The following is a 26,425-nucleotide window of genomic DNA, read 5'->3' as shown; positions in this document are numbered from 1 at the left end:
CTTCCCCCCCCTTCACCCCCCCCTTCTTGCTCCTCCCTCTTCTCTGTTGTTTTCTTTCCCCCCCCCCCCCCCCCTTCTTTCCCCCCCCCCCCCCCCCCCCCCCCCCCCCCCGGGGCCCCAACGAGCAGAGCGAAGGCCCAGAGGGAGGGGGAGGGCGGAAGGGGGAGGAACCCACCCCTTGCCACTCTCAACGTATAACGCACCGGGGGCCTTGCGGCAAGGCCCCCATGGTGGCGCACAATCGCAGGCCTCAGATCGGAGCTGATGCCATGACCCCCCTGACCACCAGCGCTTTCGACCTCCCCGAGCGGCTGTCCGCCAAGGCCGACCCCGCGCTCGTCGCGGCCGACGAGCGGCACTTCGCGGCGATCGCGGAGAGCCTGGAGCGGGCGATCGCCGAACTCTCCGAGCAGCTCGACACCGTGCGCCGCGCCCCGGGCGGGGCCGGGCAGGCGGCGATGGACCGGGACATCGAGGTGCACCGGCTGAGCGGTCGGCTGCGCGCCCTGCGCCGTTACGGCCTGGACCTCTGCCTCGGGCGGATCGTGACCGCGGAGGACGGCGAGCCGCTGTACGTGGGCCGGCTCGGGCTGACCGACAGCGAGGGCCGGCGGCTGCTGGTCGACTGGCGTTCGCCCGCCGCCGAGCCGTTCTTCGCGGCGACCCACGGTGATCCGATGGGCCTGGCGAGCCGCCGTCGCTACCGCTGGACCCGCGGCCGGATCACCGACTACTGGGACGAGGTGTTCACCGCCGAGGGCCTGGCCGGGCACGCCGCGCTGGACGACCAGTCGGCGTTCATCGCCAGCCTGGGCGGCAACCGCTCGGCCCGGATGCGGGACGTGCTCGCCACCATCCAGGCCGACCAGGACGCGATCATCCGGGCCGGCTCGCGCGGTGCCCTGGTGGTCGACGGCGGTCCCGGCACCGGCAAGACCGTGGTCGCCCTGCACCGCTCCGCCTACCTGCTGTACTCCGATCCCCGGCTCGGCCACCGGCGCGGCGGTGTGCTGTTCGTGGGCCCGCACCAGCCGTACCTGAACTACGTCGCCGACGTTCTGCCCAGCCTCGGCGAGGAGGGGGTGCGCACCTGCACCCTGCGGGACTTGGTGCCCGAGGGTGCGGCGGCGGTGGAGGAGGCCGATCCGGAGGTGGCGCGGCTGAAGTCCTCGGTGGAGCTGGTGCGGGCGATCGAGAAGGCCGTCCGGTTCTACGAGGAGCCGCCGACCGAGGGGTTGCTGGTCAGCACCCCCTGGGCGGACCTCTGGGTGAGCGCCGGGGACTGGTCCGAGGCCTTCGACGCGCCGGACCCGGGCACCCCGCACAACGAGGCGCGCGAGCAGATCTGGGACGAGCTGGCCGCGATCCTGCTGGACAAGCTGGAGCAGGGCGAGGAGGAGGTCCCGCTCGAGCTGTTCCGGCGCTCGCTGCGGCAGGACCGCGAGCTGGTCGAGGCGCTGAACCGGGCCTGGCCGCTGCTGGAGCCGACCGACCTGGTCGGCGACCTCTGGTCGGTGCCCGCCTACCTGCGGATGTGCGCGCCGCACCTGGCCCCGGAGGAGGTCCGCACGCTCCAGCGCAAGCACGCCCCGCAGGCCTGGACGGTCTCCGACCTGCCGCTGCTGGACGCGGCCCGGCAGCGGCTGGGGGACCGCGGGGCGACGCTGCGCCGTCAGCGCCACCGGGCGTCGGTGGCCGCCGAGCGAGAGCGGATGGCGGAGGTGATCGGCGACCTGATCCAGGCCGACGACGACGGCGAGGGCGTGGTGACGATGCTGCGCGGCCGTGACCTCCAGGACACCCTGGTCGACGAGGACGCGCTGGACGGCGCCGACGCGGAGCCGCTGGCCGGCCCGTTCGCCCACATCGTGGTGGACGAGGCCCAGGAACTGACCGACGCGCAGTGGCAGATGCTGCTGCTGCGCTGTCCGTCCCGGAGCTTCACCATCGTCGGGGACCGCGCCCAGGCCAGGCACGGCTTCGCGGAGTCGTGGCAGGAGCGGCTCGACCGGGCCGGCTTCGACCGCACCGCCATGGCCTCGCTGAGCATCAACTACCGCACGCCGGAGGAGGTGATGGCGGAGGCCGAGCCGGCCATCCGGGCGGCGCTGCCGGACGCCAACGTGCCGACCTCGGTGCGCAGCAGCGGCATTCCGGTCCGGCACGGTTCGGTGGCGGAGCTGGCGTCGGTCGTGGACGGCTGGCTCGCCGAGCACGACGAGGGCGTCGCCTGCGTCATCGGCGATCCGGGCTTCCGGGAGCGGCCGCGGGTCCGTTCACTGACCCCGGAGCTGGCCAAGGGCCTGGAGTTCGACCTGGTCGTGCTGGTCGATCCGGAGGCGTTCGGCGAGGGCGTGGAGGGGGCGGTCGACCGCTATGTGGCGATGACCAGGGCGACCCGGCAGCTCGTCGTCCTGCGGAGCCGCTGAGGCACCGCCTGCCGACGGACGGGGGTCCGGCGCATGTGTGCGCCGGACCCCGTCGTCCCTGTGGCCCCTGTCGTCCTTGCGGTCTCGACCGGCTTCAACCGGCTTCGACCGGCTTCGACCGGCTTCAACCGGCCTCAGCTGGCCGCCAGGCCCAAGGGCCTTGGCCCGTACGTCAGTTGTGGGCGTGCAGGTCCGCGTTCAGGCCGCCCCAGGAGCCGGAGCGGGCGATGACCTCGACCGCGCCGGTCTGCGAGTTGCGGCGGAACAGCAGGTTGTCCTGGCCGGACAGCTCGACGGCCTTGGCCACGCTGCCGGCCGGGGTGGTGACCCGGGTGCCGGCGGTGACGTACAGGCCGGCCTCGACGACGCAGTCGTTGCCGAGCGAGATGCCGATGCCGGCGTTGGCGCCGAGCAGGCAGCGCTCGCCGACCGAGACGACCTGCTTGCCGCCGCCGGAGAGGGTGCCCATGATCGAGGCGCCGCCGCCGATGTCGCTGTGGTCGCCGACGACGACGCCCGCGCTGATCCGGCCCTCGACCATCGAGGTGCCGAGGGTGCCGGCGTTGAAGTTGACGAAGCCCTCGTGCATCACGGTGGTGCCGGCCGCGAGGTGAGCGCCGAGCCGGACGCGGTCGGCGTGGGCGATGCGCACGCCGGTCGGGGCGACGTAGTCGGTCATCCGCGGGAACTTGTCGATCCCGTAGACGGCCAGCTGGCCGCCCTGGGCGCGGACGGCGAGGCGGGCCTGCTCGACCTTGTCCACCGGGACGGGGCCGATGCTGGTCCACGCGACGTTGGCGAGCAGTCCGAAGATGCCGTCCAGGTTCTGGCCGTGCGGCTGGACCAGGCGGTGGCTGAGCAGGTGCAGGCGCAGGTACAGGTCGTGGGTGTCGAGCGGCTTCTCGTCCAGCGAGGCGATGGTGGTGCGCACGGCGACCACCTCGACGCCGCGGCGGGCGTCGGCGCGCCGGGCGTCGGCCGCGCCGGCGCCGAGCTCGGCCTCGGCCTGCTCGGCGGTCAGGCGCACGGTGCCGGCCGGGCCGGGCTCGGTGGCCAGCGCGGGGGCGGGGTACCAGGTGTCGAGGACGGTGCCGTCGGCGGCGATGGTGGCCAGACCGGCGGCCACGGCGCCGTTCGCCGGGGAGGTGGATTCGAGCGAGGTGGATTCAGCAGTCACACGGTGCACGTTAACCAATGCGGGGCCCCGCTGCCGAACACGCCCAGGGTCCGGACGCGGCGGACGGACCCGCGGGCCGGCCGCCCAGCGGGCCGGAAATTGCGGTGCTCGGACGCCTCTCGCTGGGCGATACTCGGCCGGGTGTTCATGTCGATTTCCACTACCGGCAGCGCCGAGAGCCCGGCGACGGATCTCGGGTTCCTGCTGCACAAGCACCCCGGCAAGGTCCAGCGGTTCACGACATCCCACGGCGAGGCTCACGTCTTCTACCCCGCGGCGGGGGACGAGGTCTGCACGGCGGCGCTGCTGCTGGACATCGACCCGATCGCCCTGGTCCGCAAGGGCCGGGGCAGCGGCCGGGGGCGGGGCGGTTCGCCCGACTTCGCGCTCTCGCAGTACGTCAACGACCGTCCGTACGCCGCGTCCTCGCTGCTCGCGGTGGCGCTGCGGACGGTGTTCCGGTCCGCGATGAAGGGCGACTGCCCGGCCCGCCCGGAACTGCCGGGGCTGCTCCGCCCGTTGCGGATCAAGCTGCCGGCGGTGCCCGCGAACGGTGCGGGCGAGGGTGGCGGCCCGGCCATGGTGGCCCGACTGTTCGAGCCGCTGGGCTGGCGGGTGGAGGCGTCGGCGGTCCCGCTGGACGAGGCGTTCCCGGAGTGGGGCGAGTCCCGTTACGTGCGGGTGGTGCTCGCCTCCGAGACGGTGCGGCTGGCCGACGCGCTGCAGCAGCTGTACGTCCTGCTGCCGGTGCTGGACGGTGCGAAGCACTACTGGGTGGCCCCGGACGAGGTGGACAAGCTGCTCGCCGCCGGTGAGGGCTGGCTGGCGGCCCACCCCGAGCGCGCCCTGATCGTCCGGCGCTACCTGTCCCGCCGCTGGTCGCTGACCCGGGCCGCGATGGAGCGTCTGGAGCTGGCCCGGCTGGCGGAGGCGGACGACCGCGAGGTGGAGGAGATCGACAACGCGGTCGACGACCGGCCGGACGAGGAGACCGTCGACACCGCCGAGCACACCGAGCCCCGCCCGCCGTCCCTCGCCGAGCAGCGCCGCGCCGCGATCCTCACCGCCCTGCGTGACACCGGCGCGGCCCGGGTCGCCGACCTCGGCTGCGGCCAGGGCGAGTTGATCGGCGAGCTGCTGAAGGACGCCCGGTTCACCGGCATCCTCGGCGTGGACGTGTCGGCACGGGCGCTCCAGGCGGCGAACCGCAAGCTGCGCCTGGAGCGGTTGCCCGAGCGGCAGGCGGCCCGGGTGACGCTGGCGCAGGGTGCGCTGACGTACACCGATGCCCGGCTGAAGGGCTACGACGCGGCGGTGCTGTGCGAGGTGATCGAGCACCTGGACCTGCCGCGGCTGCCCGCGCTGGAGTACGCGGTGTTCGGCGCGGCCCGGCCGAAGGCGGTGGTGGTCACCACACCCAACGTCGAGTACAACGTCCGCTGGGAGACCCTGCCGGCGGGCCGTGCCCGGCACGCCGACCACCGTTTCGAGTGGTCCCGCGCCGAGTTCGGCGCCTGGGCGGAGAAGGTCGCGGCGGGGTACGGCTACACGGTGGAGCTGCGCCCGGTCGGGCCGGAGGACCCGGAGGTCGGCCCGCCGACCCAGCTCGCCCTGTTCCGCATCGACCCCGGCACCAACCCCGACCCCGGCACCAACCCCGACCCCGGCACCAACCCCGGCACCAATCCCGACCCCGGCACCAACCCCGACCCCGGCACCAACCCCGACCCCGGCACCAACCCCGGCACCAATCCCGACCCCGGCACCAATCCCGACCCCGGCGCCACCACCGACCCCGGCACCACCACCGACACGACGCCCGAGACCACCACCACACCCGAGGGAGGCGCGACCCGATGACCGACGACGCGACCCGCGACCCCGCCCCGGCCCAGCCCGGGAGCCCGCCCGCCCCCCGCCGCCTCCCGGTCACCGACGTCTCCCTGGTCGTCCTGATCGGCACCAGCGGCGCGGGCAAGTCCACCTTCGCCCGCCGCCACTTCCTGCCCACCCAGGTGGTCTCCTCCGACTTCTGCCGCGGCTTGGTGGCCGACGACGAGAACGACCAGTCGGCGTCCGCCGAGGCCTTCGACCTCCTGCACTACATCGTCGGCAAGCGCCTCGCGGCCGGCCGCCTCACCGTGGTGGACGCCACCAACGTCCAGCCGGAGGCCCGCCGCCAGTTGGTGGCGATCGCCCGTGCCCACGACGTGCTGCCGATCGCGATCGTGCTGGACGTCCCGCCGGGCGTGTGCGCCGAGCGCAACCGCTCCCGCCCGGACCGCCAGCTGCCCGCCCACGTCGTGCCGCGCCAGCACCGCGAACTGCGCCGGTCGCTCAAGGGCCTGGAGCGCGAGGGCTTCCGCAAGGTGCACGTGCTGCGCGGCGAGGCGGAGGTGGCGGCGGCCGGGATCGAGCTGGAGAGGCGCTACAACGACCTGCGCCACCTCGCCGGCCCGTTCGACATCGTCGGTGACATCCACGGCTGCCGTTCCGAGCTGGAGACGCTGCTGACCCGGCTCGGCTACTCCCTCACCCGGGACGCCGAGGGCCGCCCGGTGGACGCCGTCCACCCCGCGGGCCGTACCGCCGTGTTCGTCGGCGACCTGGTCGACCGCGGCCCGGACACCCCGGGCGTGCTGCGCCTGGTGATGGGCATGGTGGCGGCCGGCCACGCGATCTGCGTGCCGGGCAACCACGAGAACAAGCTCGGCCGGGCGATGGACGGCAAGAAGGTCACCGTCTCGCACGGCCTCCAGGAGTCGCTGGACCAACTGGGCGGGGAGTCCGAGGAGTTCAGGGCCGAGGTGCGCGCCTTCATGCGCGGCCTGGTCAGCCACTACCTGCTGGACGGCGGGGCCCTGGTGGTCTGCCACGCCGGCCTGCCGGAGCGGTACCACGGCCGCAACTCCGGCCGGGTGCGCTCGCACGCGCTCTACGGGGAGACCACCGGCGAGACCGACGAGTACGGTCTGCCGGTGCGCTACCCGTGGGCGGAGGAGTACCGCGGCCGGGCGCTGGTGGTCTACGGCCACACGCCGGTGCCGAGCGCGAGCTTCGTCAACAACACCATCTGCGTGGACACCGGCTGCGTGTTCGGCGGCAGCTTGACCGCGCTGCGCTACCCGGAGCGCGAGCTGGTGAGCGTCGAGGCGGAGCGGGAGTGGTACGCCCCGGCGCGTCCGCTGATCACCGCCGCGCCGGGGGCCCGCGAGGGCCGTCCGCTGGACCTCGCGGACGTGGCCGGGCGCCGGACGGTGGAGACCGGTCTGCTCGGGCGGGTCACCGTCCGGGAGGAGAACGCGACGGCCGCGCTGGAGGTGATGAGCCGCTTCGCGCTGGACCCACGGCTGCTCGCCTACCTGCCGCCGACGATGGCGCCGAGCCCGACGTCCCGCCGGGAGGGGTATCTGGAGCATCCGGAGGAGGCCTTCTTCGCCTACCGCGCGGACGGCGTGCGGCACCTGGTGTGCGAGGAGAAGCACATGGGCTCGCGCGCGGTGCTGCTGGTGGCCCGGGACGGCACCGCGTTGGAGCGGCGCTTCGGGCTCGCGGGCCCGGGCGCGATCTGGACCCGGACCGGACGGGCCTTCCTGGACGACGAGGAGCTGACCGCCGCGGTGCTCGGCAGGGTCCGGTCCGCAGCCGAACGGGCGGGCCTGTTCGAGGAGTTGGGTACCGACTGGCTGCTGCTGGACGCCGAGTTCATGCCGTGGTCGCTGAAGGCGGTGGAGCTGCTGCGCCGCCAGTACGCCGCGGTCGGCGCGGCGGCCGGCGCCGCCCTGCCGGAGGTGCTGTCCGCACTGGAGCAGGCGGCCGCGCGCGGGCTGGAGCTCGGGGAGCTGACCTCCCGCCAGCGCCGCCGCGTCGCCGACGCGCGGGCGTTCACCGAGGCGTACCGGCGCTACTGCTGGCCGACGGAGGGGCTGTCGGGCATCCGGCTCGCGCCGTTCCAGCTGCTGGCCGCCGAGGGGGCGAACCTCGCGGTGCGCCCGCACGACGAGCACCTGGCCCGGATCGACCGCCTGGTGGAGGCCGACGACCCGGCGGCCCCCGTGCTGCACCGCACCGGCCGGGTCCTGGTGGACGTCGAGGACGAGGCCTCGTTGGCCGCCGCGACCGCCTGGTGGGAGGACCTGACGGCGGCGGGCGGCGAGGGCATGGTGGTCAAGCCGCTGGCCTCGGTGGTGCGGACGGCGCGCGGCGAGGGCCGTCCGGGCGGCCTGGTGCAGCCGGGGGTGAAGGTCCGCGGCCGGGAGTACCTGCGGATCGTCTACGGTCCGGACTACACCGAGCACCTGGAGCGGCTGCGGATGCGTTCGCTGGGCCACAAGCGTTCGCTGGCGCTGCGCGAGTACGCGCTGGGCTTGGAAGCGCTGGACCGGCTGGCGGCGGGGGAGCCGCTGTGGCGGGTGCACGAGCCGGTGTTCGCGGTGCTCGCGCTGGAGTCGGAGCCGGTCGACCCGCGCCTGTGACCGCCCGGCCCGCTTCGGCGGGCACGCGTCGCCAACGCCGCCGGGCACGGGTGCCGAGCGTCGCCGGGCACGGGTGACGAACGCCGCCGGGCACGGGTGATGAAGGGGGAGTCCCGCTCGGGGCTCCCCCTTCGTCATCACTATTCTGTATAGAAATTCCGGGCGTCGTATACACTTGCCGCTTTCCGGCAAGTACCGCACGTACCACCAGTACCGTCACCCCAGGAGCCCGGCATGGCCTTCAACCTCCGGAACAGGCACTTCCTCAAGGAGCTCGACTTCACGCCCCAGGAGTTCCGCTTCCTGGTGGACCTCGCGGCCGGGCTCAAGGCGGCCAAGTACGCGGGCACCGAGCAGCCCCGGCTGCGCGGCAAGAACATCGCGCTGATCTTCGAGAAGACCTCCACCCGGACCCGCTGCGCCTTCGAGGTCGCCGCCCACGACCAGGGCGCCCTCACCACCTACCTGGACCCGTCCGGCTCGCAGATCGGCCACAAGGAGTCGGTCAAGGACACCGCCCGGGTGCTCGGCCGGATGTTCGACGGCATCGAGTACCGCGGCCACGGCCAGGAGATCGTCGAGGAGCTGGCCGAGTACGCCGGCGTCCCGGTCTGGAACGGCCTGACCGACGAGTGGCACCCCACCCAGATGCTGGCGGACGTGCTCACGATGACCGAGCACACCACCAAGCCGCTGACCGACGTCGCCCTCGCCTACCTCGGCGACGCCCGCTCCAACATGGGCAACTCGCTGCTGGTCACCGGCGCGCTGCTCGGCATGGACATCCGGATCGTCGCCCCGCGGGCCCTCTGGCCGGCCGAGGAGGTGCGGAAGGCGGCGCAGGCGCTGGCCGAGAGCACCGGCGCCCGGATCACCCTCACTGAGGACGTGGCCCAGGGCGTGGCCGGCGCCGACTTCCTCTACACCGACGTCTGGGTCTCGATGGGCGAGCCCAAGGAGGTGTGGGCCGAGCGGATCGCGCTGCTCAAGCCGTACCAGGTGTCCATGGACACCGTCCGGGCCACCGGCAACCCGGACGTGAAGTTCCTGCACTGCCTGCCGGCCTTCCACGACCTCGGCACGGTGGTCGGACGGCAGATGCACGAGGCGACCGGCATGACCGAACTGGAGTGCACCGACGATCTGTTCGAGTCGGCGCACTCCATCGTGTTCGACCAGGCGGAGAACCGGCTGCACACCATCAAGGCGGTCCTGGTCGCCACCCTCGGTTCCTGACGCGGGCCACCGCGCCGCCTCCCGACGCGGACCACCGCGCCGCCTCCCGAGGACGACCGGACGACCGGACGGGCTACCGCGCCAGCTTGACGCAGCCCACCCGGTCGCCCGCCGCGTGCGGACCGGCCGGGGTGCCCGCGTGCAGCACCAGCGAGCGGGCCTCGCCGGGCCGCGGCTGCCAGTCGACGACGGCCGTGGCGGTGCCCCGGCCCTGCCCGTCGGTGCGCAGCACCAGCCGCAGTTCGTTGCGGTCGTTGGCGTAGGCCGGGTCGGTGGACGGCTGCACCGGGTCGACCACGTCCTGGTAGTGCGGCCCGGAGGCGGCCGGGTCGGCCCCGCAGTCGCCGGTGTGCAGGTGCGCCGGGAACTCGTGGTCGGGGGCGAGCCCGGCCACCGTCATGGTGAGCACCGTCCGCCCGGGCTCCGAGCGGTCGGTGACGATCCGGGCGTGCGAGCCGTACGGCACCAGGTCGTCGGCGTAGCTGATCGCGGTCGGCGGGACGAAGGCCGTCGCCGGGTCGAAGGCGGCCTCCTGCACGGAGACCGGCGAGGCGGCGGGGACGAGCAGGGCCAGCGGCAGCAGGGCGGCGGCGAACGGAGCGGGCATCGGTGCGGGCCTTCCACGGGCGGGGCGACGGTCACCCTGCTCAACGCCGCCGGCCGCCGGTGGACACTCAGACCGACCGGCACATGGTGGGCGGCGTCGTGCCGCCGCCCACCATGTGCCGGTCGGTCTCAGTCGCGCGGGATCCCGCGGATCTCGCAGCGCGGCCCGCTGGCCCGCATCAGCCGCAGGTCGCCGGTGACCAGCGGCGCCCCGTAGCGCTCGGCGACGGCGACGTACGCGGCGTCGTCCGGGGTCAGGTTGTCCTTGAGTTCCCAGATCCGGCCGAGCAGCGGTGCCACCTCGACCTTGCGGAAGGTCACCGCGGCCAGTTCGACGGTGAGTTCGGCGACCCGCTGGGCGGTCAGCTCCTTGGCCAGGTGGAGGCCGCGCAGCGACTGCATCACCTCGATCACCAGGTGCTCGGGCGCCGTCCAGTCGTCGTCGGCGGCGAGTTCGGCCCGGGCGCGGTCCCCGCGCGGGCCCCGGTCGGCGAGCGCCAGTACCAGCGCGGACGCGTCCACCACGATCATCGTCGGCCCCCTCTGCCCGTCACCACAGCGGCCACCGTACCCGGCCGGTCCTCACCTGGTGGAGCCGGGCTGCGGGGCGGCCAGGGTGGCTGGGGCGGCCGGGGTGGCCGTGGCGGACGGGGTGTTGCCCGGTGAGTCGTCGTGGAACGGCCGGATCGTCCGCTCGGCCTGTTCCGCCTCCTCGGGGGTGATCCACTCCTTCAGCTCGGGGGACATCGCGGCGGCCTTCAGCTGGTCGAGGCTGAGCGGCAGCCCGTCCCGGACCACCTGGACCTTGGCGTAGCCGGCGACCGGAGCCGTGTTGATGGCGCTGACCGTCACCCTGGCCTGGTCGGGGCGCAGCAGGCTGGCCTCGCGGGAGAGGACGTCTCCCACCGTCCGTTCGGTGAGCAGCAGTCGGCTGCCGTCCGGGAGGTCGGTGTCGGAGCAGTAGTGGTACTGGCCGCCCCGGTTGATCACGGCGCAGCCCATCAGGTCGTCCAGGTTGGGGTGGGCGGTGCGCCGGATGAGGTTGCCGAGGCCTCCCTCGATCATGATCCGGACGTCGGCCGGGCCGGCGCCGTCGTCGTACAGCGTGGTGGCCATGACCAGGGCGCTTCCGGGGTCCGCGGCGTTGGACTTGATCAGCGAGGAGTGGCCGGCGTAGCCCGAGGTCCGTCCGCCGGGGGGCAGTGCCCGGGTCAGGGCGGCCAGCGCGGCGCGGCCGGTCAGGACCACCTTGCCGGTGTGGGGGCCGCTGCCCGGCAGGGGCTTCTCGGTGGTCTCGTCCGAGTACTGGAGCGGCTGGGGGAAGCGCCCGCTCGGGGACGGTGCGGTGGGGGAGGCGGTCGGGCCCTGGGAAGCGGGGGAGGAGGCGGTGGCCGCCGCGGCCGCGGCCGGGGTGCCGTGGTCCGTCCGTAGTGCGACGGTGCCGCCGACGGCGAGTGCGGCCACCGTGGTGACGGCGCCGGCGATGGTCAGCCGGCGTCGGCGGCGGATCGAGCGGCCCTGCCGGGCACCGGCGGCGATCAGCGGGCCGAGGTCGGGGCCGAGGCCGCTGACCGCCCGTTCGAAGGCGTCGGACAGCTTTCCGCCGTCCGCGTCCGGTTCGTTCATGGTCGGGTTCCTTTCCGACTGGGGTCAGACGAGCTGTTCGGCGGCCTGCGGCCCGAGCACCGCGCGCAGCCGCTTGAGGGCGCGCAGCGACTGGGCGCGCACCGCGCCCGCGCTGACGCCCAGTTCGGCCGCGCTCTCCTCGACGCTGCGGTCCTCCCAGTAGCGCAGGACGAGCACCGCGCGGTCCCGGGGCGGCAGTTCGGCGAGCGCGTTGAGCAGGGTGATCCGCAGGGCCGGGTCGTCGCCGGGTGCGATGCCTTCGGGCAGGTCGCCGAGGGCGGGTCGTTCGCCGTTGCGGCGCAGCCGCCGGTGGGAGAGGTAGCTGCGCACCAGGGTGCTGCGGGCGTAGGCGTCCTGGTTGTCGGCCCGGCGGACCTTGGGCCAGGAGGCGTAGAGCTTGGCGAGCGTCACCTGGGTGAGGTCCTCGGCGAGGTGCCAGTCGCCGCACAGCAGCAGCGCGGTGCGGAAGAGCCGTTGCCCCCGGCTGTGCGCGAAGCCCTCGAACTCCGCCCTCTCCTCGGCCCGTCGGTTCTTCCCGATCACCGCTGTCCCCTCGTGCCCCGTGTGCCGGGCGTCCTCGCCCCTGTGCGGGCGTTCCCGCCCCCTGTGCCCGACTGGACGCGTGAGCCCGGCGTCCGCGTTACGGCGTCGCCGGTACGGGTTTCACCTTCCGAGCAACGGTCCGAGCAGCGTCCCGGCGAGCAGTCCGGCCAGGAGTGAGGTGGCGTTGGCGGTGCCGGAGGCGATCCAGGGCAGCGGGTCGCGCGGGCGCAGTCCGGCGGCCGGGCACAGCAGCAGTGCCTCGACGGCGCAGACCGCGGCCTCGCTGAGCGCGAAGCAGCTCCAGTACGCTGCGGCGGGCCCGTCGGTCCAGTGCCGGAGGGTCCACCAGAGCAGCGGGTGCGTCACCAGGTTGACGAGCACGCCGGCCGTGACGGCCCGGCCGGGGCGCACGTGTCCGATCCGGACGAGTGCGGCGGTGTAGACGGGTGTCTCGGTCAGCAGGGTGAGGGCGAGGGCCACCGGGTAGCGCACGGCGGGGATCGTGCCACGGGGAGGGGGAGCATGGCGAGCGCGGGGATCCGGGCTGGTGCCGGGGCGGGGCCGTGGCCGGCGCCCGGTCCGGGGGTCCGGCTGGGCGGGGTGCCGTTCGCGGGGTTCGCGTTGTCGGCGGTGCTGGCTCTGGTGCTGGCGCTGCGCGCGCCGACCGGTCTGGCGGTGCTGGGCCTGGCGGCCTTCGGGCTGCTGCACAACGTGCTGGAGCTGCGTTACGTGGCGGGGCGGTTCGCCGCGGTGCTGGCCGGTCCGCTGCTGCGGCTGCTGCTGGCGCTGGTGACCGGGATCGTGGTGTGCCGGCTGCTGCCGGCGTCGCGGTGGTCCCAGTCGGCGGAGATCCTGCTGGCGTACGGCCTGCTGGCGGCGGCCTGCTGGTACGGGCTGCGCGGCCGGCCGTGGCCGCTGGCGGCGGCCGGGGTGGGGCTGGTGGGTGCGGGTGCGGCGTCGCTGGCGTTCCCGGCGTACCACTTCGTGGTGCTGGCGCACCTGCACAACGTGGTGCCGCTGCTGTTCCTGGTGGAGTGGTCGCGCAGGCTGGCCCGGGGGCGCGCGGCGTTCCTGGTGCTCCAGTCCGTCTGGGTGCTGCTGGTGCCGGGACTGCTGTTGAGCGGGCTGCTGGACGGGTCGCTGTCCCAGCGCCCCGGGGGCTGGACGGACCGGCTGGCGGCGGTCTACACCCCGCCGGGCTGGCTGACGCCGCAGGTGGGGCTGCGCTTCCTGGCGGTGTTCGCGTTCCTGCAGACGATGCACTACGTGGTCTGGGTGTGGTTCCTGCCGCGGTACGCGCCGGAGGCGGCGGAGCGCTTCGAGGCCCGGGTGCCGGGTCTGCGGGGCGGGCGGGCCTGGGCGCTGGGGGCGGGTGCGGGGGCGCTGCTGGCCCTGTTGTTCGCCGTGGATTACGCCCAGGGCCGCTCGGTGTACGCGGCGCTGGCCAGTTACCACGCGTATCTGGAGTTCCCGGTGCTGCTGACGCTGGTGCTCGGTCTGGGCGCGGAGCGCGGCCCGGCGCCGGGGCCGGAGCAGGTGCGGAGCGGACGAAAGGAGGTGAAGGTATGAGGACGACGGCCCTGCTGGCCGACATCGCCCCGGCGCCGACCGGCGGTTCGGCCGGTGAGCTCGTGGTGGTGCTGTTGCTGGCCGCGGCGATCGTGGCGGGAGCGGTCTGGCTGATCCGGCTGGAGCGCAAGCGTCGCGGTCCGGACGGCCGCTGACCTGCGTCGCCGCCCGCCGGGGCATGCCTGCGGTGGTGCTGGCGGCCGCATGCACTATGGTTTATCTCGACATCGAGATAACTGCCCCTTACGATATATCTCGACATCAAGATACTTGCCGAGAGGCCTCGCCGGTGATGCGGCAAGGCAAGCCTAAGTAAGGCTGACCTTACCACCGCGTGGCTGCCGGATATAGCACGAAGCACCCAGAAGGAGTCAGTCGTGTCCGCGAACAGCTTCGACGCCCGCAGCTCGCTGCAGGTGGGCGACGAGTCGTACGAGATCTTCAAGCTCTCCGCCGTCGAGGGTTCCGAGCGGCTGCCCTACAGCCTCAAGGTGCTGCTGGAGAACCTGCTCCGCACGGAGGACGGCGCCAACATCACCGCCGACCACATCCGCGCCCTCGGCAACTGGGACGAGAACGCCCAGCCGAGCCAGGAGATCCAGTTCACGCCCGCGCGCGTGATCATGCAGGACTTCACCGGCGTGCCCTGCGTGGTCGACCTGGCCACCATGCGCGAGGCCGTCAAGGAGCTGGGCGGCGACCCGGCCAAGATCAACCCGCTGGCCCCGGCCGAGCTGGTCATCGACCACTCGGTCATCGCCGACAAGTTCGGCACCAAGGACGCGTTCACCCAGAACGTCGAGATCGAGTACGGCCGCAACAAGGAGCGCTACCAGTTCCTGCGCTGGGGCCAGACCGCCTTCGACGAGTTCAAGGTCGTCCCGCCGGGCACCGGCATCGTCCACCAGGTGAACATCGAGCACCTGGCCCGCACCGTCATGGTCCGGGGCGGCCAGGCCTACCCCGACACCTGCGTCGGCACCGACTCGCACACCACCATGGTCAACGGCCTGGGCGTGCTGGGCTGGGGCGTCGGCGGCATCGAGGCCGAGGCCGCGATGCTCGGCCAGCCGGTCTCCATGCTGATCCCGCGCGTCGTCGGCTTCAAGCTGACCGGCGAGCTGCCGGCCGGCACCACCGCCACCGACCTGGTGCTCACCATCACCGAGATGCTGCGCAAGCACGGTGTGGTCGGCAAGTTCGTCGAGTTCTACGGCGACGGCATCGGCTCCATCCCGCTGGCCAACCGCGCCACCATCGGCAACATGTCGCCGGAGTTCGGTTCGACCTGCGCGATCTTCCCGATCGACGCCGAGACCATCAACTACCTGCGTCTGACCGGCCGCGACGAGCAGCAGCTCGCCCTGGTCGAGGCCTACGCCAAGGAGCAGGGCCTCTGGCACGACCCGTCGGTCGAGCCGGTCTACTCCGAGTACCTGGAGCTGGACGTCTCCACCGTCGTCCCGTCGATCTCCGGCCCGAAGCGCCCGCAGGACCGCGTGATCCTGGCCGAGGCCGCCGAGCGGTTCGCCGAGGCGCTGCCGGCCTACTCCGCCGAGGCCTCGAAGCCGACCGCCGTCACCGCCCCCGACGGCTCGACCTACGAGATCGACAACGGCGCGGTCGTGATCGCCTCGATCACCTCCTGCACCAACACCTCCAACCCCTCCGTCATGCTGGGCGCCGCCCTGCTGGCGAAGAAGGCCGTGGAGAAGGGCCTGCACGTCAAGCCCTGGGTCAAGACCACCCTGGCGCCCGGCTCCAAGGTCGTCATGGACTACTACGAGAAGGCCGGCCTGCTCCCGTACATGGAGAAGCTGGGCTTCAACCTGGTCGGCTACGGCTGCGTCACCTGCATCGGCAACTCGGGCCCGCTGCCCGAGGAGGTCTCGGCCGCCGTCAACGAGTCCGACCTCGCGGTCGTCTCGGTGCTCTCCGGCAACCGCAACTTCGAGGGCCGGATCAACCCGGACGTCAAGATGAACTACCTGGCCTCCCCGCCGCTGGTGGTCGCCTACGCCCTCGCCGGCAACATGAACATCGACATCACCAGGGACGCCCTGGGCCAGGACGCCGACGGCAACGACGTCTTCCTCGCCGACATCTGGCCGACCGAGCAGGAGGTCGCCGACACCGTCGCCGGCTCCATCGACGAGGCGATGTTCGACAAGGGCTACCAGGACGTCTTCGCCGGTGACCACCGCTGGCAGTCGCTCCCGGTCCCGACCGGCAACACCTTCGAGTGGGACACCGAGTCCACCTACGTCCGCAAGCCCCCGTACTTCGAGGGCATGGCCAAGACCCCGAGCCCGGTGACCGACATCGCCGGCGCCCGCGTCCTGGCCAAGCTGGGCGACTCGGTCACCACCGACCACATCTCCCCGGCCGGCAACATCAAGCCGGGCACCCCGGCGGCGCAGTACCTGACCGCCAACGGCGTCGAGAAGCGTGACTTCAACTCCTACGGCTCGCGCCGTGGCAACCACGAGGTCATGATCCGCGGCACCTTCGCCAACATCCGCCTGCGCAACCAGATCGCGCCGGGCACCGAGGGCGGCTACACCCGCGACTTCACCCAGGCCGACGCCCCGGTGTCGTTCATCTACGACGCCTCGCAGAACTACCAGGCCGCCGGCGTCCCGCTGGTCGTCCTGGCGGGCAAGGAGTACGGCTCCGGCTCGTCCCGCGACTGGGCCGCCAAGGGCACCGCGCTGCTCGGCGTCAAGGCCGTCATCGCCGAGTCCTACGAGCGCATCCACCGCTCGAACCTGATCGGCATGGGCGTCCTGCCGCTGCAGTTCCCGGAGGGCGAGAACGCCGAGTCCCTCGGCCTGACCGGCGAGGAGACCTTCTCCTTCACCGGCGTGACCGAGCTCAACGAGGGCCGCACCCCCAAGACCGTCAAGGTCAAGGCCGTTGGCCCGAACGGGACCAGCATCGAGTTCGACGCGGTCGTCCGCATCGACACCCCCGGTGAGGCGGACTACTACCGCAACGGCGGCATCCTGCAGTACGTGCTGCGCTCGCTGATCGGCTGAGTCCCAGCGCCCTGAGAGGGGCCCGGACCGCACTGCGCGGTCCGGGCCCCTTTTGCATGCCGCGCCGGACCCGGACGTCCCCTTGTGCGCACCCGGGCCCATGGACTAAACCTCTGTGCCATCTGGTCCAGACCATTTGACGCCGCTTCAGAGAACAGGTCCGGTATGCCCACTCGCACCTCAGCCCTGCTCGCCGCCGCCACCGCCGCCGCGCTGCTCGCGGCCCCCGCCACCGCCCACGCCGCCGACGGCCGGCCCGGGCACGGGCCCCAGCTGAAGGGCCAACGGGTCGGCTACTTCACCCAGTGGGGCGCCGACAGCTCCGCCAAGCGGGTCCAGGACTCCGGCCAGGCCGCCAAGCTCACCGTGGTCGACTACGCCTTCGGCAACGTCTCCGCCGACGGCACCTGCTTCGCGAGCGACGACGCCGGCCAGGGCGACGCCCGCGACGACTACCAGCGCCCCTTCTCCGCCGCCGAGTCCGTCGACGGCGTGGCCGACACCCCGGACCAGCGGCTCAAGGGCCACTTCAACCAGCTGCGCAAGCTCAAGGCGAAGAACCCGCAGCTGCGCACCGTCATCTCGCTGGGCGGCTGGAGCTGGTCCAAGTACTTCTCGGACGCGGCCGCCACCGACGCCTCCCGCAAGAAGTTCGTCTCCTCCTGCCTCGACCTCTACCTCAAGGGCGACCTGCCGGTCCTGGCCGACTCCCCGGAGGGCGGCGCGGGCGCGGCCGCCGGCGTCTTCGACGGCATCGACATCGACTGGGAGTACCCGGGCGGCGGCGGGGACGCCGGCAACGTGGTCCGCCCCGAGGACGGGCACAACTACACCCTGCTGATGCGGGAGTTCCGCACCCAGCTGGACCGGCTGAGCGCGGCCGAGGGCAAGAACGGGCGGCACTACCTGCTCACCGCCGCCGTCGCCGCCAACGAGACCGTCGCCGACCGGCTCGAACTGCCCCAGCTGAGCCGGTCGGTGGACTGGCTCAACCTGATGGCCTACGACCTGCACGGCCCCTGGGAGGGCAAGGGCCCGGCGAACCACCAGGCCAACCTCTACTCCGACCCGGCCGACCCGGACCCGCGCCGCCGCAGCGCGGACAGCGCCGTCACCCACTACCAGGAGCGCGGCCTGCCCTCCGAGCAGCTCGTCCTCGGCGCCCCGCTCTACGGCCACGGCTGGACCGGCGTCGCCCCCGGGACGCGCGGCGGCCTCTACCGGAGCGCCACCGCCGCCGCGCCCGACCACTCCTACCAGGAGCTCAACGCGCTGCCCGGAAAGGTGTACCTGGACCGCGACCACGGCGCGTCCTGGAAGTACGACGGCACCGCCTTCTACAGCTACGACACCGCCGAGGTGCTCACCCAGAAGGCCCGCTACGCCCGCCGGAACGACCTGGCCGGGGTGATGGTCTGGTCGCTGGACGGCGACGACGCCCGGGGCAGTGCGATCGCCGCCCTGGACCGGGGCCTGCGCCGGGACTGAACCCCGCCCCCGCTCCCGGCCCCCGCTCCCGGCCCCCGCTCCCGGCCCCCGGGAACGCGCGAGGGCCCGCCGACACGCGGTCGGCGGGCCCTTCACGGAGGTGTCAGACCCGGTCGCAGGCCTGCGCCCGCAGCGCCCGGGCCAGGTCGTCCCGGCGCTCCAGCACCAGCCGGCGCAGCGCCGGCGCGGCCTGCGGGTGGCCGTCCAGCCAGGCGTCCGCCTCGGCCAGGGTGTGCCCGTCGGTCTGGGCGATCGGGAAGAACCCGCCGACGATCCGCATCGCGATCTCGATGGTCCGCTCGGCCCAGACCTTCTCCAGCAGCTTGAAGTACGGCGCCGCGTAGAGGGCGGTCAGATCGCGCTGGGCGGGGATGGCGAAGCCCGCGCTGTTGGCCTCGACCAGGGCGCTCGGCAGCTCGTCCGAGTCGATCACGGCCGACCAGGCGGCGGCCTTGGCCTCCGGGGTCGGCCGGGCGGCCAGGCACTGGGTGTACTGGTGCTTGCCGCCCGCGGTGTTGTCGGCGGCCAGCTCCCCGGCCAGTTCCTCGTCGCCGGCCTGTCCGGCGGCGGCCAGCGCCAGCCAGAGCGACCAGCGCAGCTCCTGGTCGACCTCCAGGCCGTCGATCCGGGCGCTGCCGGCCAGCAGGCCGCGGACCAGCCCGAGGTGCTCGGCGCCGCCCGCGGTCTGGGCCAGGAAGCGGGCCCAGGCGAGCTGGTGGTCGCTGCCGGGGACGGCGTCGCGCAGCTCGCGCAGGGCGCCGTCGGCGAGCTGCCGGGCGCCCTCGGCGCGCCACTCGGGGGCGGCGTACAGGTCGACGGCGGTCCTGGACTGGGCGTGCAGCGACTGCAGCACGCCGATGTTGCCCTCCTGGCCGGCGAAGCGCAGCACCAGGGCGACGTAGTCGCGGGCCGGCATCAGGCCGTCCCGGGTGAGGTTCCAGACCGCGGACCAGGCGAGCGCCCGGGCCAGCTCGTCGCGGATCTCGCCGAGGCCGGTGCGCAGGGTCTCCAGCGAGGCGTCGTCGAAGCGGATCTTGCAGTAGGTCAGGTCCTCGTCGTTGAGCAGCACCAGGGCCGGGCGCGGGCGGCCGACGGCCCCGGCGACGACGGTGCGGGCGCCGGTGACGTCCAGCTCGATCCGCTCGGTGCGCACCAGGGCGCCGTCGGCGTCCCGGTCGTACAGGCCGACCGCGATCCGGTGCGGGCGCAGTACCTCGCCGTCCTGGAGCACGGCCAGTTCGGTGATCCGGCCCTCGGCGTCGGTGGTGACCTGCGGGGTGAGCGCGTTGACCCCGGCGGTCTGCAGCCAGGCGGCGGCCCAGCTCTTCAGGTCGCGCCCGCTGGTCTCCTCCAGCACGCCCAGCAGGTCGCCCAGTTCGGTGTTGCCGAAGGCGTGCCGCTGGAAGTAGCGGCGGGCGCCCTGGAAGAAGGCCTCCGAACCGACGTACGCCACCAGCTGCTTGAGGACGGAGGCGCCCTTGGCGTAGGTGATCCCGTCGAAGTTGAGCTTGGCGTCCTCGAGGTCGCGGATGTCGGCGGTGATCGGGTGGGTGGTGGGGAACTGGTCCTGCCGGTAGGCCCAGGCCTTGCGCTGGTTGGCGAAGGTGACCCAGGCGGAGGAGTACCGGGTGCGGGCGCCGATCAGCGCGTAGGAGCCCATGAAGTCGGCGAAGGACTCCTTCAGCCACAGGTCGTCCCACCAGCGCGGGGTGACCAGGTCGCCGAACCACATGTGCGCCATCTCGTGCAGCACGACGTTCGCGCGGGCCTCGTAGGCGGCGTCGGTGACCTTCGAGCGGAAGACGAACTCCTCCTTGAAGGTCACGCAGCCCGGGTTCTCCATCGCGCCGATGTTGTACTCGGGGACGAAGGCCTGGTCGTACTTGCCGAAGGGGTACGGGAAGTCGAACTCCTCGTGGAAGAAGTCGAGTCCGAGCTTGGTGACGCCGAGGATCTCCTCCGCGTCGAAGTGCGGGGCGAGCGACTTGCGGCACAGCGCGGAGAGCGGGATCTCCAGGGTGGTGCCGTCGGCGAGTTCGTGGCTGTAGCGGTCGGTGACGACGTGGTACGGGCCGGCCACCACGGCGGTGAGGTAGGTGGAGATCGGCTGGGTCGGCGCGAACTCCCAGGTGCGGGCGCCGTCCTCCTCGGTCACGCCGCTGTGCACGGCGTTGGAGCGCACGTCCCAGGCCGCCGGGGCGGTCACCGTGAAGGTGAACGGGGCCTTCAGGTCGGGCTGTTCGAAGTTCGCGAACACCCGGCGGGCGTCGGCCGGCTCGTAGTGGGTGTAGAGGTAGGTCTCGCCGTCGGCCGGGTCGACGAAGCGGTGCAGGCCCTCGCCGGTGCGGCTGTAGGCGCAGTCCGCCTCGACGGTGAGGACGTTCTCGGCGGCCAGTCCGTCGACGTGCACCCGGGCGCCGTCGTAGGCGGTGGCCGGGTCCAGGGCGCGGCCGTTGAGGGTGATCGAGCGGACGGCCGGGGCGAGCAGGTCGAGGAAGGTGCCGGCGCCGGGCCGGGAGCAGCGGAAGGCGACGGTGGTGGTGGAGCGGAAGGTCGCGGCCGTCGGGTCGGGGGCCGAGGTCAGGTCGAGCCGGACCCGGTAGTCGTCGACGGCCAGGACGCCGGCTCGCTGCTGCGCTTCCTCGCGGCTCAGGTTCTTGCCCGGCACGGCGGTACTCCTTTGTCCGGCTCGCACGGTGGTGCGTGTGTGAGGGGTGCGGTTCCGTGTGCGGTGTGCGCCGCGCACGCAGGGGGCATCCTTTCACGCCGGTCCCGGCCGGTACCATTGCACAGGCCGCCGCGTCCGGGCCGGAATCAGCGGCCTCCGGCGGGTGTTGGGACCGGGTGGGGCGATGCCCCGCTGCCTCGGAACACCTCACGAAGGACGAGACCCAGTGACGACTGCCGCTGAGCGCAAGACCGCCGATTTCTGGTTCGACCCGGCCTGCCCGTGGGCGTGGATGACGTCCCGCTGGCTGATCGAGGTCCAGCAGCTGCGCCCGGTCGACGTGAACTGGCACGTGATGAGCCTGGCGGTGCTCAACGAGCACCGCGACCTGCCGCAGAACTACCGCGAGCTGCTGGACAACGCCTGGGGCGCGGTGCGGGTGTGCATCGCGGCCGCCCAGCAGCACGGCGAGGAGGTGCTGGGCCGGCTGTACACCGAGCTGGGCCTGCGCTTCCACAACCAGGGCCTGCCGCAGAACCGGGAGACCATCGAGGCCGCCCTGGTGGCCGCGGGCCTGCCGGCCGGCCTGGCGGACGCGGCGGACACCGACGCGTACGACGAGGCCCTGCGCGCCTCCCACAAGGAGGGCATCACCCTGGTCGGCGAGGACGTCGGCACCCCGGTGATCGCGGTCGAGGGCGTGGACGGCGAGCGGGTCGCCTTCTTCGGCCCGGTGGTCACCCCGGCCCCGAAGGGCGAGGCCGCGGCCCGGCTGTGGGACGGCACCCTGCTGGTGGCCTCCACCCCGGGCTTCTACGAGATCAAGCGCACCCGTACGGCGGGCCCGTCCTTCGAGTAACGGCCCGCGGCGCACCCACGCACGGGGAAGGGCCCGGTACCGAGGTACCGGGCCCTTCCCCATGCCGTTCGTTGCTGTGCTGTGCCGCGCTGTGCCGTGCTGTGCCTAGGCCGTTGCCGTGCCTAAGCCGTTGCTCTGCCCAGCCGTTGCCGTGCCTAGCGGCTGGCGGCCGCTTCCCGGCGCTGCTTGAGCAGTCCGGCCCCGATCAGCAGTGCGACCAGCACCCCGGCCGCGTACAGCTGCTGGCGGTTGCCCTCGGTGGTGGTCATCAGGGCGAGGATGCCGGCCACGGCGGCCATCGCGACCCAGGTCAGGTAGGGGTAGCCCCACATCTTCACGGTGAGCAGCTCGGGCGCCTCGCGCTCCAGCCGGCGGCGCATCCGCAGCTGGACGATGCAGATGAACAGCCAGACCACCAGGATCGCGACGCCGGTGGTGTTCATCAGCCAGGTGAACACGGTCTCCGGCCAGAACTTGGCGGCCAGCACGGCGCCGAAGCCGAACAGGCAGGAGGCCAGCACGGCCCGGCGCGGTACCCCGCCGGAGACCTTGGCCAGCGCCTTGGGGCCCTGGCCGCGGCCGACCAGCGAGTACGCCATCCGGGAGGCGCCGTAGATGTTGGCGTTCATCGCGGACAGCAGCGCGATCAGCACCACCGCCTCCATGATCGTCCCGGCCGCGGGCACCCCGAGGTGGCGCAGCACCGTGACGTACGGGCCGTCGGCGACGACCGCCGGGTCCTTCCAGGAGACCAGGGTGACGACCAGGGCCATCGAGCCGATGTAGAAGATTGCGATCCGCCACACCGCCGTGCGCACCGCGTTGGCGACGTTCTTCTTGGGGTCGTCGGACTCGGCGGCCGCGATGGTCACGGTCTCCAGGCCGCCGTAGGCGAAGACCGAGGCGAGCAGGCCGACGATCAGTCCGCTGACGCCGGTGGGCAGGAAGCCGCCCTGGCCGGTGAGGTTGGCGGCGCCGGGGGCGCCGGGGCCGATCACTCCGGCGATGCCGAGCCCGCCGAGGACCAGGAAGGCGATGATCGCGGCGACCTTGATGGTGGCGAACCAGAACTCGAACTCGCCGAAGTTCTTCACCGCGGTCAGGTTGCTGACGCAGAAGAAGACCATGAACAGGGCGACCCAGACCCAGGAGGAGACCCCGGGTATCCAGCCGTTGACGATCTTCCCGGCCGCGGTGGCCTCGGCGGCGACGCCGCAGCAGAGCATCACCCAGTACATCCAGCCGGCCGTGATCCCGGCCCAGGGGCCGATCTCCTTCTCGGCGTGCACCGAGAAGGAACCGGAGGCCGGACGGGCGGCGGACATCTCGCCGAGCATCCGCATGATCAGCATGACCAGCAGGCCGGACAGGGTGAAGGCGAGGATGATCGCCGGTCCGGCGGCCGCGATGCCGGCGCCGGAGCCCACGAACAGGCCCGCGCCGATGACGCCGCCGAGGGCGATCATCGACAGATGGCGCTGCTTCAGCCCGTGGCTGAGCTGCTGGCCACCGGATGGCGGGGGAGCGGCGTCGGTGGTCCCGGGCGCCGAGGGCGCGGGGGTGGGGGCCATAGGGGTGATTCCAGACTGTGCGGAATGCGGCATGAGCTGTCCAATATCCGGGGACCCCGCTGTCCATGCCAAGGAAGTCCGCCGCAGGCCCACCATGCGGACCGGGTGGTGACGGTACGTGGCGGTAGATTGACGGACCGTCCCGCTGGGGCGGTTCCGACAACACCGGAGGGCGGGGCTTTGTCCGAAACCGTGGCGGTGACGCAGTGGATCACCGCGTAGGTTCACAGGTGTTCACTCACCTGGACCTTCACGGAGGAGTCCCGATGGCCACTGCCACCACCCCGATAGCGCGCCGCGCCGTCCTCGCCGACCTGCTGCCCACCGCCTCCACCCGCCTCGGCGCCCAGGTCCGCGACCTGGCCCTGGTGGTCGGCGGCGCCGCGCTGACCGGCGTGGCCGCCCAGCTGTCGGTGAACGTCCCCGGCTCGCCGGTGCCGGTCACCGGCCAGACCTTCGCCGCCCTGCTGGTCGGCACCGCGCTCGGCGCCCGGCGGGGCGTCGCCTCGCTCGCGCTCTACCTGCTGGCCGGCATGGCGGGCCTGCCCTGGTTCGCCGAGGGCACCTCGGGCTGGGCCATGCCCTCGTTCGGCTACGTGCTCGGCTTCGTCCTCGCCGCCGCCCTGACCGGCGCGCTGGCCCGCCGCGGCGCCGACCGCACCCCGCTGAACACGGCCGCCACCATGGTCCTGGGCAGCCTCGCCATCTACGCCGTCGGCGTGCCGTACCTGGCCCTGAGCCTGCACGTGTCGCTGGCCCGCGCCGCCGAGCTGGGCCTCTACCCGTACCTGGTCGGCGACGCCCTCAAGGCCGCCTTCGCGGCCGGCGCCCTGCCGCTCGCCTGGAAGCTGCTCGGCCGCCGCTAAGACCGACCGGCACATGGTGGGCGGCGCGACGCCGCTCACCACTTGCCGGTCGGTCCAAGCCCCCGGCCCCCCGTTGTCGGGCCCGGGCGCCCGCGCATGCCACACTCATGGGCATGCGCGTGTACCTGGGCTCCGACCATGCCGGATACGAACTGAAGAACCACCTGGTGGAGTGGCTGAAGGGGGCCGGCCACGAGCCGGTCGACTGCGGGCCGCACATCTACGACGCCGAGGACGACTACCCGCCGTTCTGCCTGCGCGCCGCCGAGCGCACCGCCGCCGACCAGGACGCCCTGGGCATCGTGATCGGCGGCTCGGGCAACGGCGAGGCGATCGCCGCCAACAAGGTCAAGGGCGTCCGTGCGGCGCTGGCGTGGAGCGTGCAGACCGCCGAGCTCGGCCGTCAGCACAACAACGCCAACGTGATCTCCATCGGCGGCCGGATGCACACCGCCGAGGAGGCCACCGAGTTCGTCGAGGTCTTCCTCAAGACCCCGTACAGCGGCGAGGCCCGGCACACCCGCCGGATCGAGATGCTGAGCGAGTACGAGACCACCGGCGAGCTCCCGCCGATCCCGGCCCACCACCCGCAGGGCTGATCACCCCCCACCCGCCACCGACGGCCGGCCGCACCCTCCGTGCGGTCGGCCGTCGCCGTCCGCGCCCCCGGCCGCACGCCCCCGTCACGGGGCCGCGCGCCTGTGGGATCGGCCACAGGCCCCCGGCCCGGCCGCGCTCCCGTACGCGGGGCGCACGCGCCGCCCGCGGGCTCCGTACGCCCAACCGGCACACGCCTCCTGACGGCACGCCCGCCACCGGCCCGATCGTCCGAAACCCGCTGAGCGGCCCGCGCGCCGCCGGCGCCGCCCGCCCCCGGGCCGTCGACGCCGAGCCGCACCCGTGGATAGGGTCGGACCCCATGGCTGGCAGACCGCCGGGCGCACCGCCCCAGACGACTGCGACGAGGCCCGGCGCCGCCCAGGCGTCCGAGCCCGTGACGGCCCGGCTGCGCAAGAGGCTCCGCCGGGTCCGCCGAAGGCTGCGCACGGCCGGTGTCGACTACTTCCGCGGCGGCGCCGCCGACTGGCCGGTGCTCTGCGCGCTGGCCCTGCTCGTCCCGCTGATGATCCTGCTCAACATCTGGATCCCGGACTGGGCCCCGCCCACCGCCCTGGTCCTGCCGATCCTGGCCGGCGCCCTGCTGCTGCGCCCCGGCAGCCTGGTGGTGCTGTACGCGCTGGCCGCCCTCGGGCTGTCCGCCGAGTCCGTGATCCACACCGGCCAGCGGGTCGCCAGCGAGAACCCGGAGGCCTACGTCTACGGCGTGACCCCGGGCGCGGCCCTGGTGGTCGGCGCCGCCGGGGTGGGCGGCCTGCTGCTGGCCCAGTTCCGGGCCCGGGTCGGCGTCCCCTGGTGGGGCGGCTCCACCATGCTGTTCGACCTGCGCGAGCGGCTGCGGGTGCAGAGCCGGGTGCCCGAGCTGCCGGCCGGCTGGCACGCGGACATGGCGCTGCGCCCGGCCGGCGGCCAGTCCTTCTCCGGCGACTTCGTGGTGGCCGCCCGCACCGGCCCCGGCCAGCGGCTGCTGGAGGTGGTCCTCGCGGACGTCTCCGGCAAGGGCATGGACGCGGGCTCCCGGGCGCTGCTGCTGTCCGGCGCCTTCGGCGGCCTGGTCGGCTCGCTGCCCGCGCACGACTTCCTGCCCGCGGCCAACGGCTACCTGCTGCGCCAGTCCTGGGAGGAGGGCTTCGCCACCGCCGTCCACCTGGTGCTGGACCTGGACAGCGGCGAGTACGAACTGCTCTCGGCCGGGCACCTGCCCGGGATGCAGCGGCTGGCCGGCGAGGGGCGCTGGGAGGTCAAGGAGGCCGAGGGCCCGCTGCTCGGGATCTACGACGGCGCCAAGTTCGACGGCGTGCGCGGCCGGCTCAACCGCGGCGACGTGCTGATGCTGTGCACCGACGGCATGGTCGAGGCGCCCGGCCGGGACCTCGCCGAGGGCATGGACCGGCTGATGGGGGAGGCCGACCGGCTGGTCCCCGGCGGCGCCCCGGGCAGTGGCGCGGGCGCGGCGGGCTCGCTGATCGAGACGGTGGCCCGGGACATCAACGACGACCGCGCCGTGCTGCTGCTCTGGCGGGACTGAGGACCGCCGCCGGTCGGCACATGCCTCCGGCACTCCTGTCAAGCCGGGCAGCTGATCTTCGGCCATATCGGACCCCCCGTCGGCTGACCGGACCTGCCGCTTCCGCTCCCCGCTCCCGGGCGTTTCCC

The 26,425-nt window shown here is 73.3% G+C and carries 20 protein-coding genes; 12 read left to right on the top strand and 8 right to left on the bottom strand.

The window, feature by feature from the left end:
* Positions 1-269: 269 nt before the first annotated feature.
* Complete coding sequence (gene helR / locus ACZ47G_RS13475) at positions 270-2,429, top strand: RNA polymerase recycling motor ATPase HelR (protein ID WP_465742027.1); 2,160 nt, start codon at positions 270-272, stop codon at positions 2,427-2,429.
* 172 nt (positions 2,430-2,601) lie between these two features.
* Here helR and dapD read toward each other — a convergent pair whose 3' ends face one another.
* A complete protein-coding gene (gene dapD / locus ACZ47G_RS13470) occupies positions 2,602-3,606 on the bottom strand; it encodes a 2,3,4,5-tetrahydropyridine-2,6-dicarboxylate N-succinyltransferase (RefSeq protein ID WP_465742025.1) in 1,005 nt (334 codons plus the stop codon).
* 141 nt (positions 3,607-3,747) lie between these two features.
* On the opposite strand from dapD, the gene ACZ47G_RS13465 reads away from it, so the two are divergent.
* From ACZ47G_RS13465 to argF, 3 genes are all read left to right on the top strand, one after another.
* Entirely contained in the window at positions 3,748-5,466 is a 1,719-nt protein-coding gene (locus tag ACZ47G_RS13465) for a 3' terminal RNA ribose 2'-O-methyltransferase Hen1 (RefSeq protein WP_465742023.1), read from the top strand.
* A complete protein-coding gene (locus ACZ47G_RS13460) occupies positions 5,463-8,081 on the top strand; it encodes a polynucleotide kinase-phosphatase (protein WP_465742021.1) in 2,619 nt (872 codons plus the stop codon). The genes ACZ47G_RS13465 and ACZ47G_RS13460 overlap by 4 nt, the downstream gene beginning before the upstream one ends.
* A gap of 234 nt (positions 8,082-8,315) precedes the next feature.
* The gene (argF, locus tag ACZ47G_RS13455; RefSeq protein ID WP_465742019.1) at positions 8,316-9,317 is read left to right on the top strand and encodes an ornithine carbamoyltransferase; all 1,002 of its coding nucleotides are present in this window, start codon (positions 8,316-8,318) and stop codon (positions 9,315-9,317) included.
* Positions 9,318-9,390: 73 nt separating this feature from the next.
* Here the strand turns inward: argF and ACZ47G_RS13450 are convergent, their stop codons facing one another.
* The 5 genes from ACZ47G_RS13450 to ACZ47G_RS13430 all read right to left on the bottom strand — a co-directional run bounded on the left by ACZ47G_RS13450 (position 9,391) and on the right by ACZ47G_RS13430 (position 12,584).
* A complete protein-coding gene (locus tag ACZ47G_RS13450; RefSeq protein WP_465742017.1) occupies positions 9,391-9,924 on the bottom strand; it encodes a superoxide dismutase family protein in 534 nt (177 codons plus the stop codon).
* A 128-nt stretch (positions 9,925-10,052) separates the two neighbouring features.
* The gene (locus ACZ47G_RS13445) at positions 10,053-10,454 is read right to left on the bottom strand and encodes a type II toxin-antitoxin system VapC family toxin (RefSeq protein WP_380461370.1); all 402 of its coding nucleotides are present in this window, start codon (positions 10,452-10,454) and stop codon (positions 10,053-10,055) included.
* Between the two features lie 51 nt (positions 10,455-10,505).
* A complete protein-coding gene (locus ACZ47G_RS13440) occupies positions 10,506-11,549 on the bottom strand; it encodes a hypothetical protein (protein WP_465742015.1) in 1,044 nt (347 codons plus the stop codon).
* 24 nt (positions 11,550-11,573) lie between these two features.
* Positions 11,574-12,092, bottom strand: coding sequence for a SigE family RNA polymerase sigma factor (locus ACZ47G_RS13435; protein ID WP_465742013.1), 519 nt, complete (start codon positions 12,090-12,092; stop codon positions 11,574-11,576).
* Positions 12,093-12,212: 120 nt separating this feature from the next.
* Positions 12,213-12,584: a hypothetical protein gene (locus ACZ47G_RS13430; RefSeq protein WP_465742012.1), complete on the bottom strand. Its 372-nt coding sequence runs from the start codon at positions 12,582-12,584 to the stop codon at positions 12,213-12,215.
* A gap of 30 nt (positions 12,585-12,614) precedes the next feature.
* On the opposite strand from ACZ47G_RS13430, the gene ACZ47G_RS13425 reads away from it, so the two are divergent.
* The 4 genes from ACZ47G_RS13425 (at position 12,615) to ACZ47G_RS13410 (ending at position 18,187) form a co-directional block, all read left to right on the top strand.
* The gene (locus ACZ47G_RS13425; RefSeq protein ID WP_465742010.1) at positions 12,615-13,661 is read left to right on the top strand and encodes a hypothetical protein; all 1,047 of its coding nucleotides are present in this window, start codon (positions 12,615-12,617) and stop codon (positions 13,659-13,661) included.
* Positions 13,658-13,816 (top strand): hypothetical protein, encoded by a 159-nt coding sequence (locus ACZ47G_RS13420; protein WP_465742008.1) that lies wholly within the window; start codon positions 13,658-13,660, stop codon positions 13,814-13,816. The genes ACZ47G_RS13425 and ACZ47G_RS13420 overlap by 4 nt, the downstream gene beginning before the upstream one ends.
* Positions 13,817-14,038: 222 nt before the next feature.
* Positions 14,039-16,699, top strand: a complete 2,661-nt coding sequence (gene acnA, locus ACZ47G_RS13415; protein ID WP_465742006.1) for an aconitate hydratase AcnA — start codon at positions 14,039-14,041, stop codon at positions 16,697-16,699.
* Positions 16,700-16,864: 165 nt separating this feature from the next.
* Entirely contained in the window at positions 16,865-18,187 is a 1,323-nt protein-coding gene (locus ACZ47G_RS13410; RefSeq protein ID WP_465742004.1) for a glycoside hydrolase family 18 protein, read from the top strand.
* A 103-nt stretch (positions 18,188-18,290) separates the two neighbouring features.
* Here ACZ47G_RS13410 and pepN read toward each other — a convergent pair whose 3' ends face one another.
* A complete protein-coding gene (gene pepN, locus ACZ47G_RS13405; RefSeq protein ID WP_465742002.1) occupies positions 18,291-20,855 on the bottom strand; it encodes an aminopeptidase N in 2,565 nt (854 codons plus the stop codon).
* A gap of 226 nt (positions 20,856-21,081) precedes the next feature.
* On the opposite strand from pepN, the gene ACZ47G_RS13400 reads away from it, so the two are divergent.
* Positions 21,082-21,714: a mycothiol-dependent nitroreductase Rv2466c family protein gene (locus tag ACZ47G_RS13400; protein ID WP_465742000.1), complete on the top strand. Its 633-nt coding sequence runs from the start codon at positions 21,082-21,084 to the stop codon at positions 21,712-21,714.
* A gap of 155 nt (positions 21,715-21,869) precedes the next feature.
* Here the strand turns inward: ACZ47G_RS13400 and ACZ47G_RS13395 are convergent, their stop codons facing one another.
* Positions 21,870-23,285 carry an amino acid permease gene (locus tag ACZ47G_RS13395; RefSeq protein ID WP_465741998.1) on the bottom strand — a complete coding sequence of 472 codons (1,416 nt, stop codon included), beginning with the start codon at positions 23,283-23,285 and terminating at the stop codon, positions 21,870-21,872.
* Between the two features lie 266 nt (positions 23,286-23,551).
* Between ACZ47G_RS13395 and ACZ47G_RS13390 the strand changes: the two genes are divergently transcribed.
* The 3 genes from ACZ47G_RS13390 to ACZ47G_RS13380 all read left to right on the top strand — a co-directional run bounded on the left by ACZ47G_RS13390 (position 23,552) and on the right by ACZ47G_RS13380 (position 26,297).
* Positions 23,552-24,151 carry a biotin transporter BioY gene (locus tag ACZ47G_RS13390; RefSeq protein WP_380461381.1) on the top strand — a complete coding sequence of 200 codons (600 nt, stop codon included), beginning with the start codon at positions 23,552-23,554 and terminating at the stop codon, positions 24,149-24,151.
* A 113-nt stretch (positions 24,152-24,264) separates the two neighbouring features.
* On the top strand, positions 24,265-24,750 hold the full coding sequence (locus tag ACZ47G_RS13385; protein ID WP_380461382.1) for a ribose-5-phosphate isomerase: 486 nt from the start codon (positions 24,265-24,267) through the stop codon (positions 24,748-24,750).
* Between the two features lie 320 nt (positions 24,751-25,070).
* Positions 25,071-26,297 carry a PP2C family protein-serine/threonine phosphatase gene (locus ACZ47G_RS13380; protein ID WP_380463675.1) on the top strand — a complete coding sequence of 409 codons (1,227 nt, stop codon included), beginning with the start codon at positions 25,071-25,073 and terminating at the stop codon, positions 26,295-26,297.
* The last annotated feature ends 128 nt before the right edge of the window (positions 26,298-26,425 follow it).

This window comes from Kitasatospora sp. NPDC030952, from assembly GCF_055571335.1.
The sequence above is the reverse complement of the archived record's forward strand: the minus strand, read 5'-3'. Positions and strand labels throughout refer to the sequence as shown.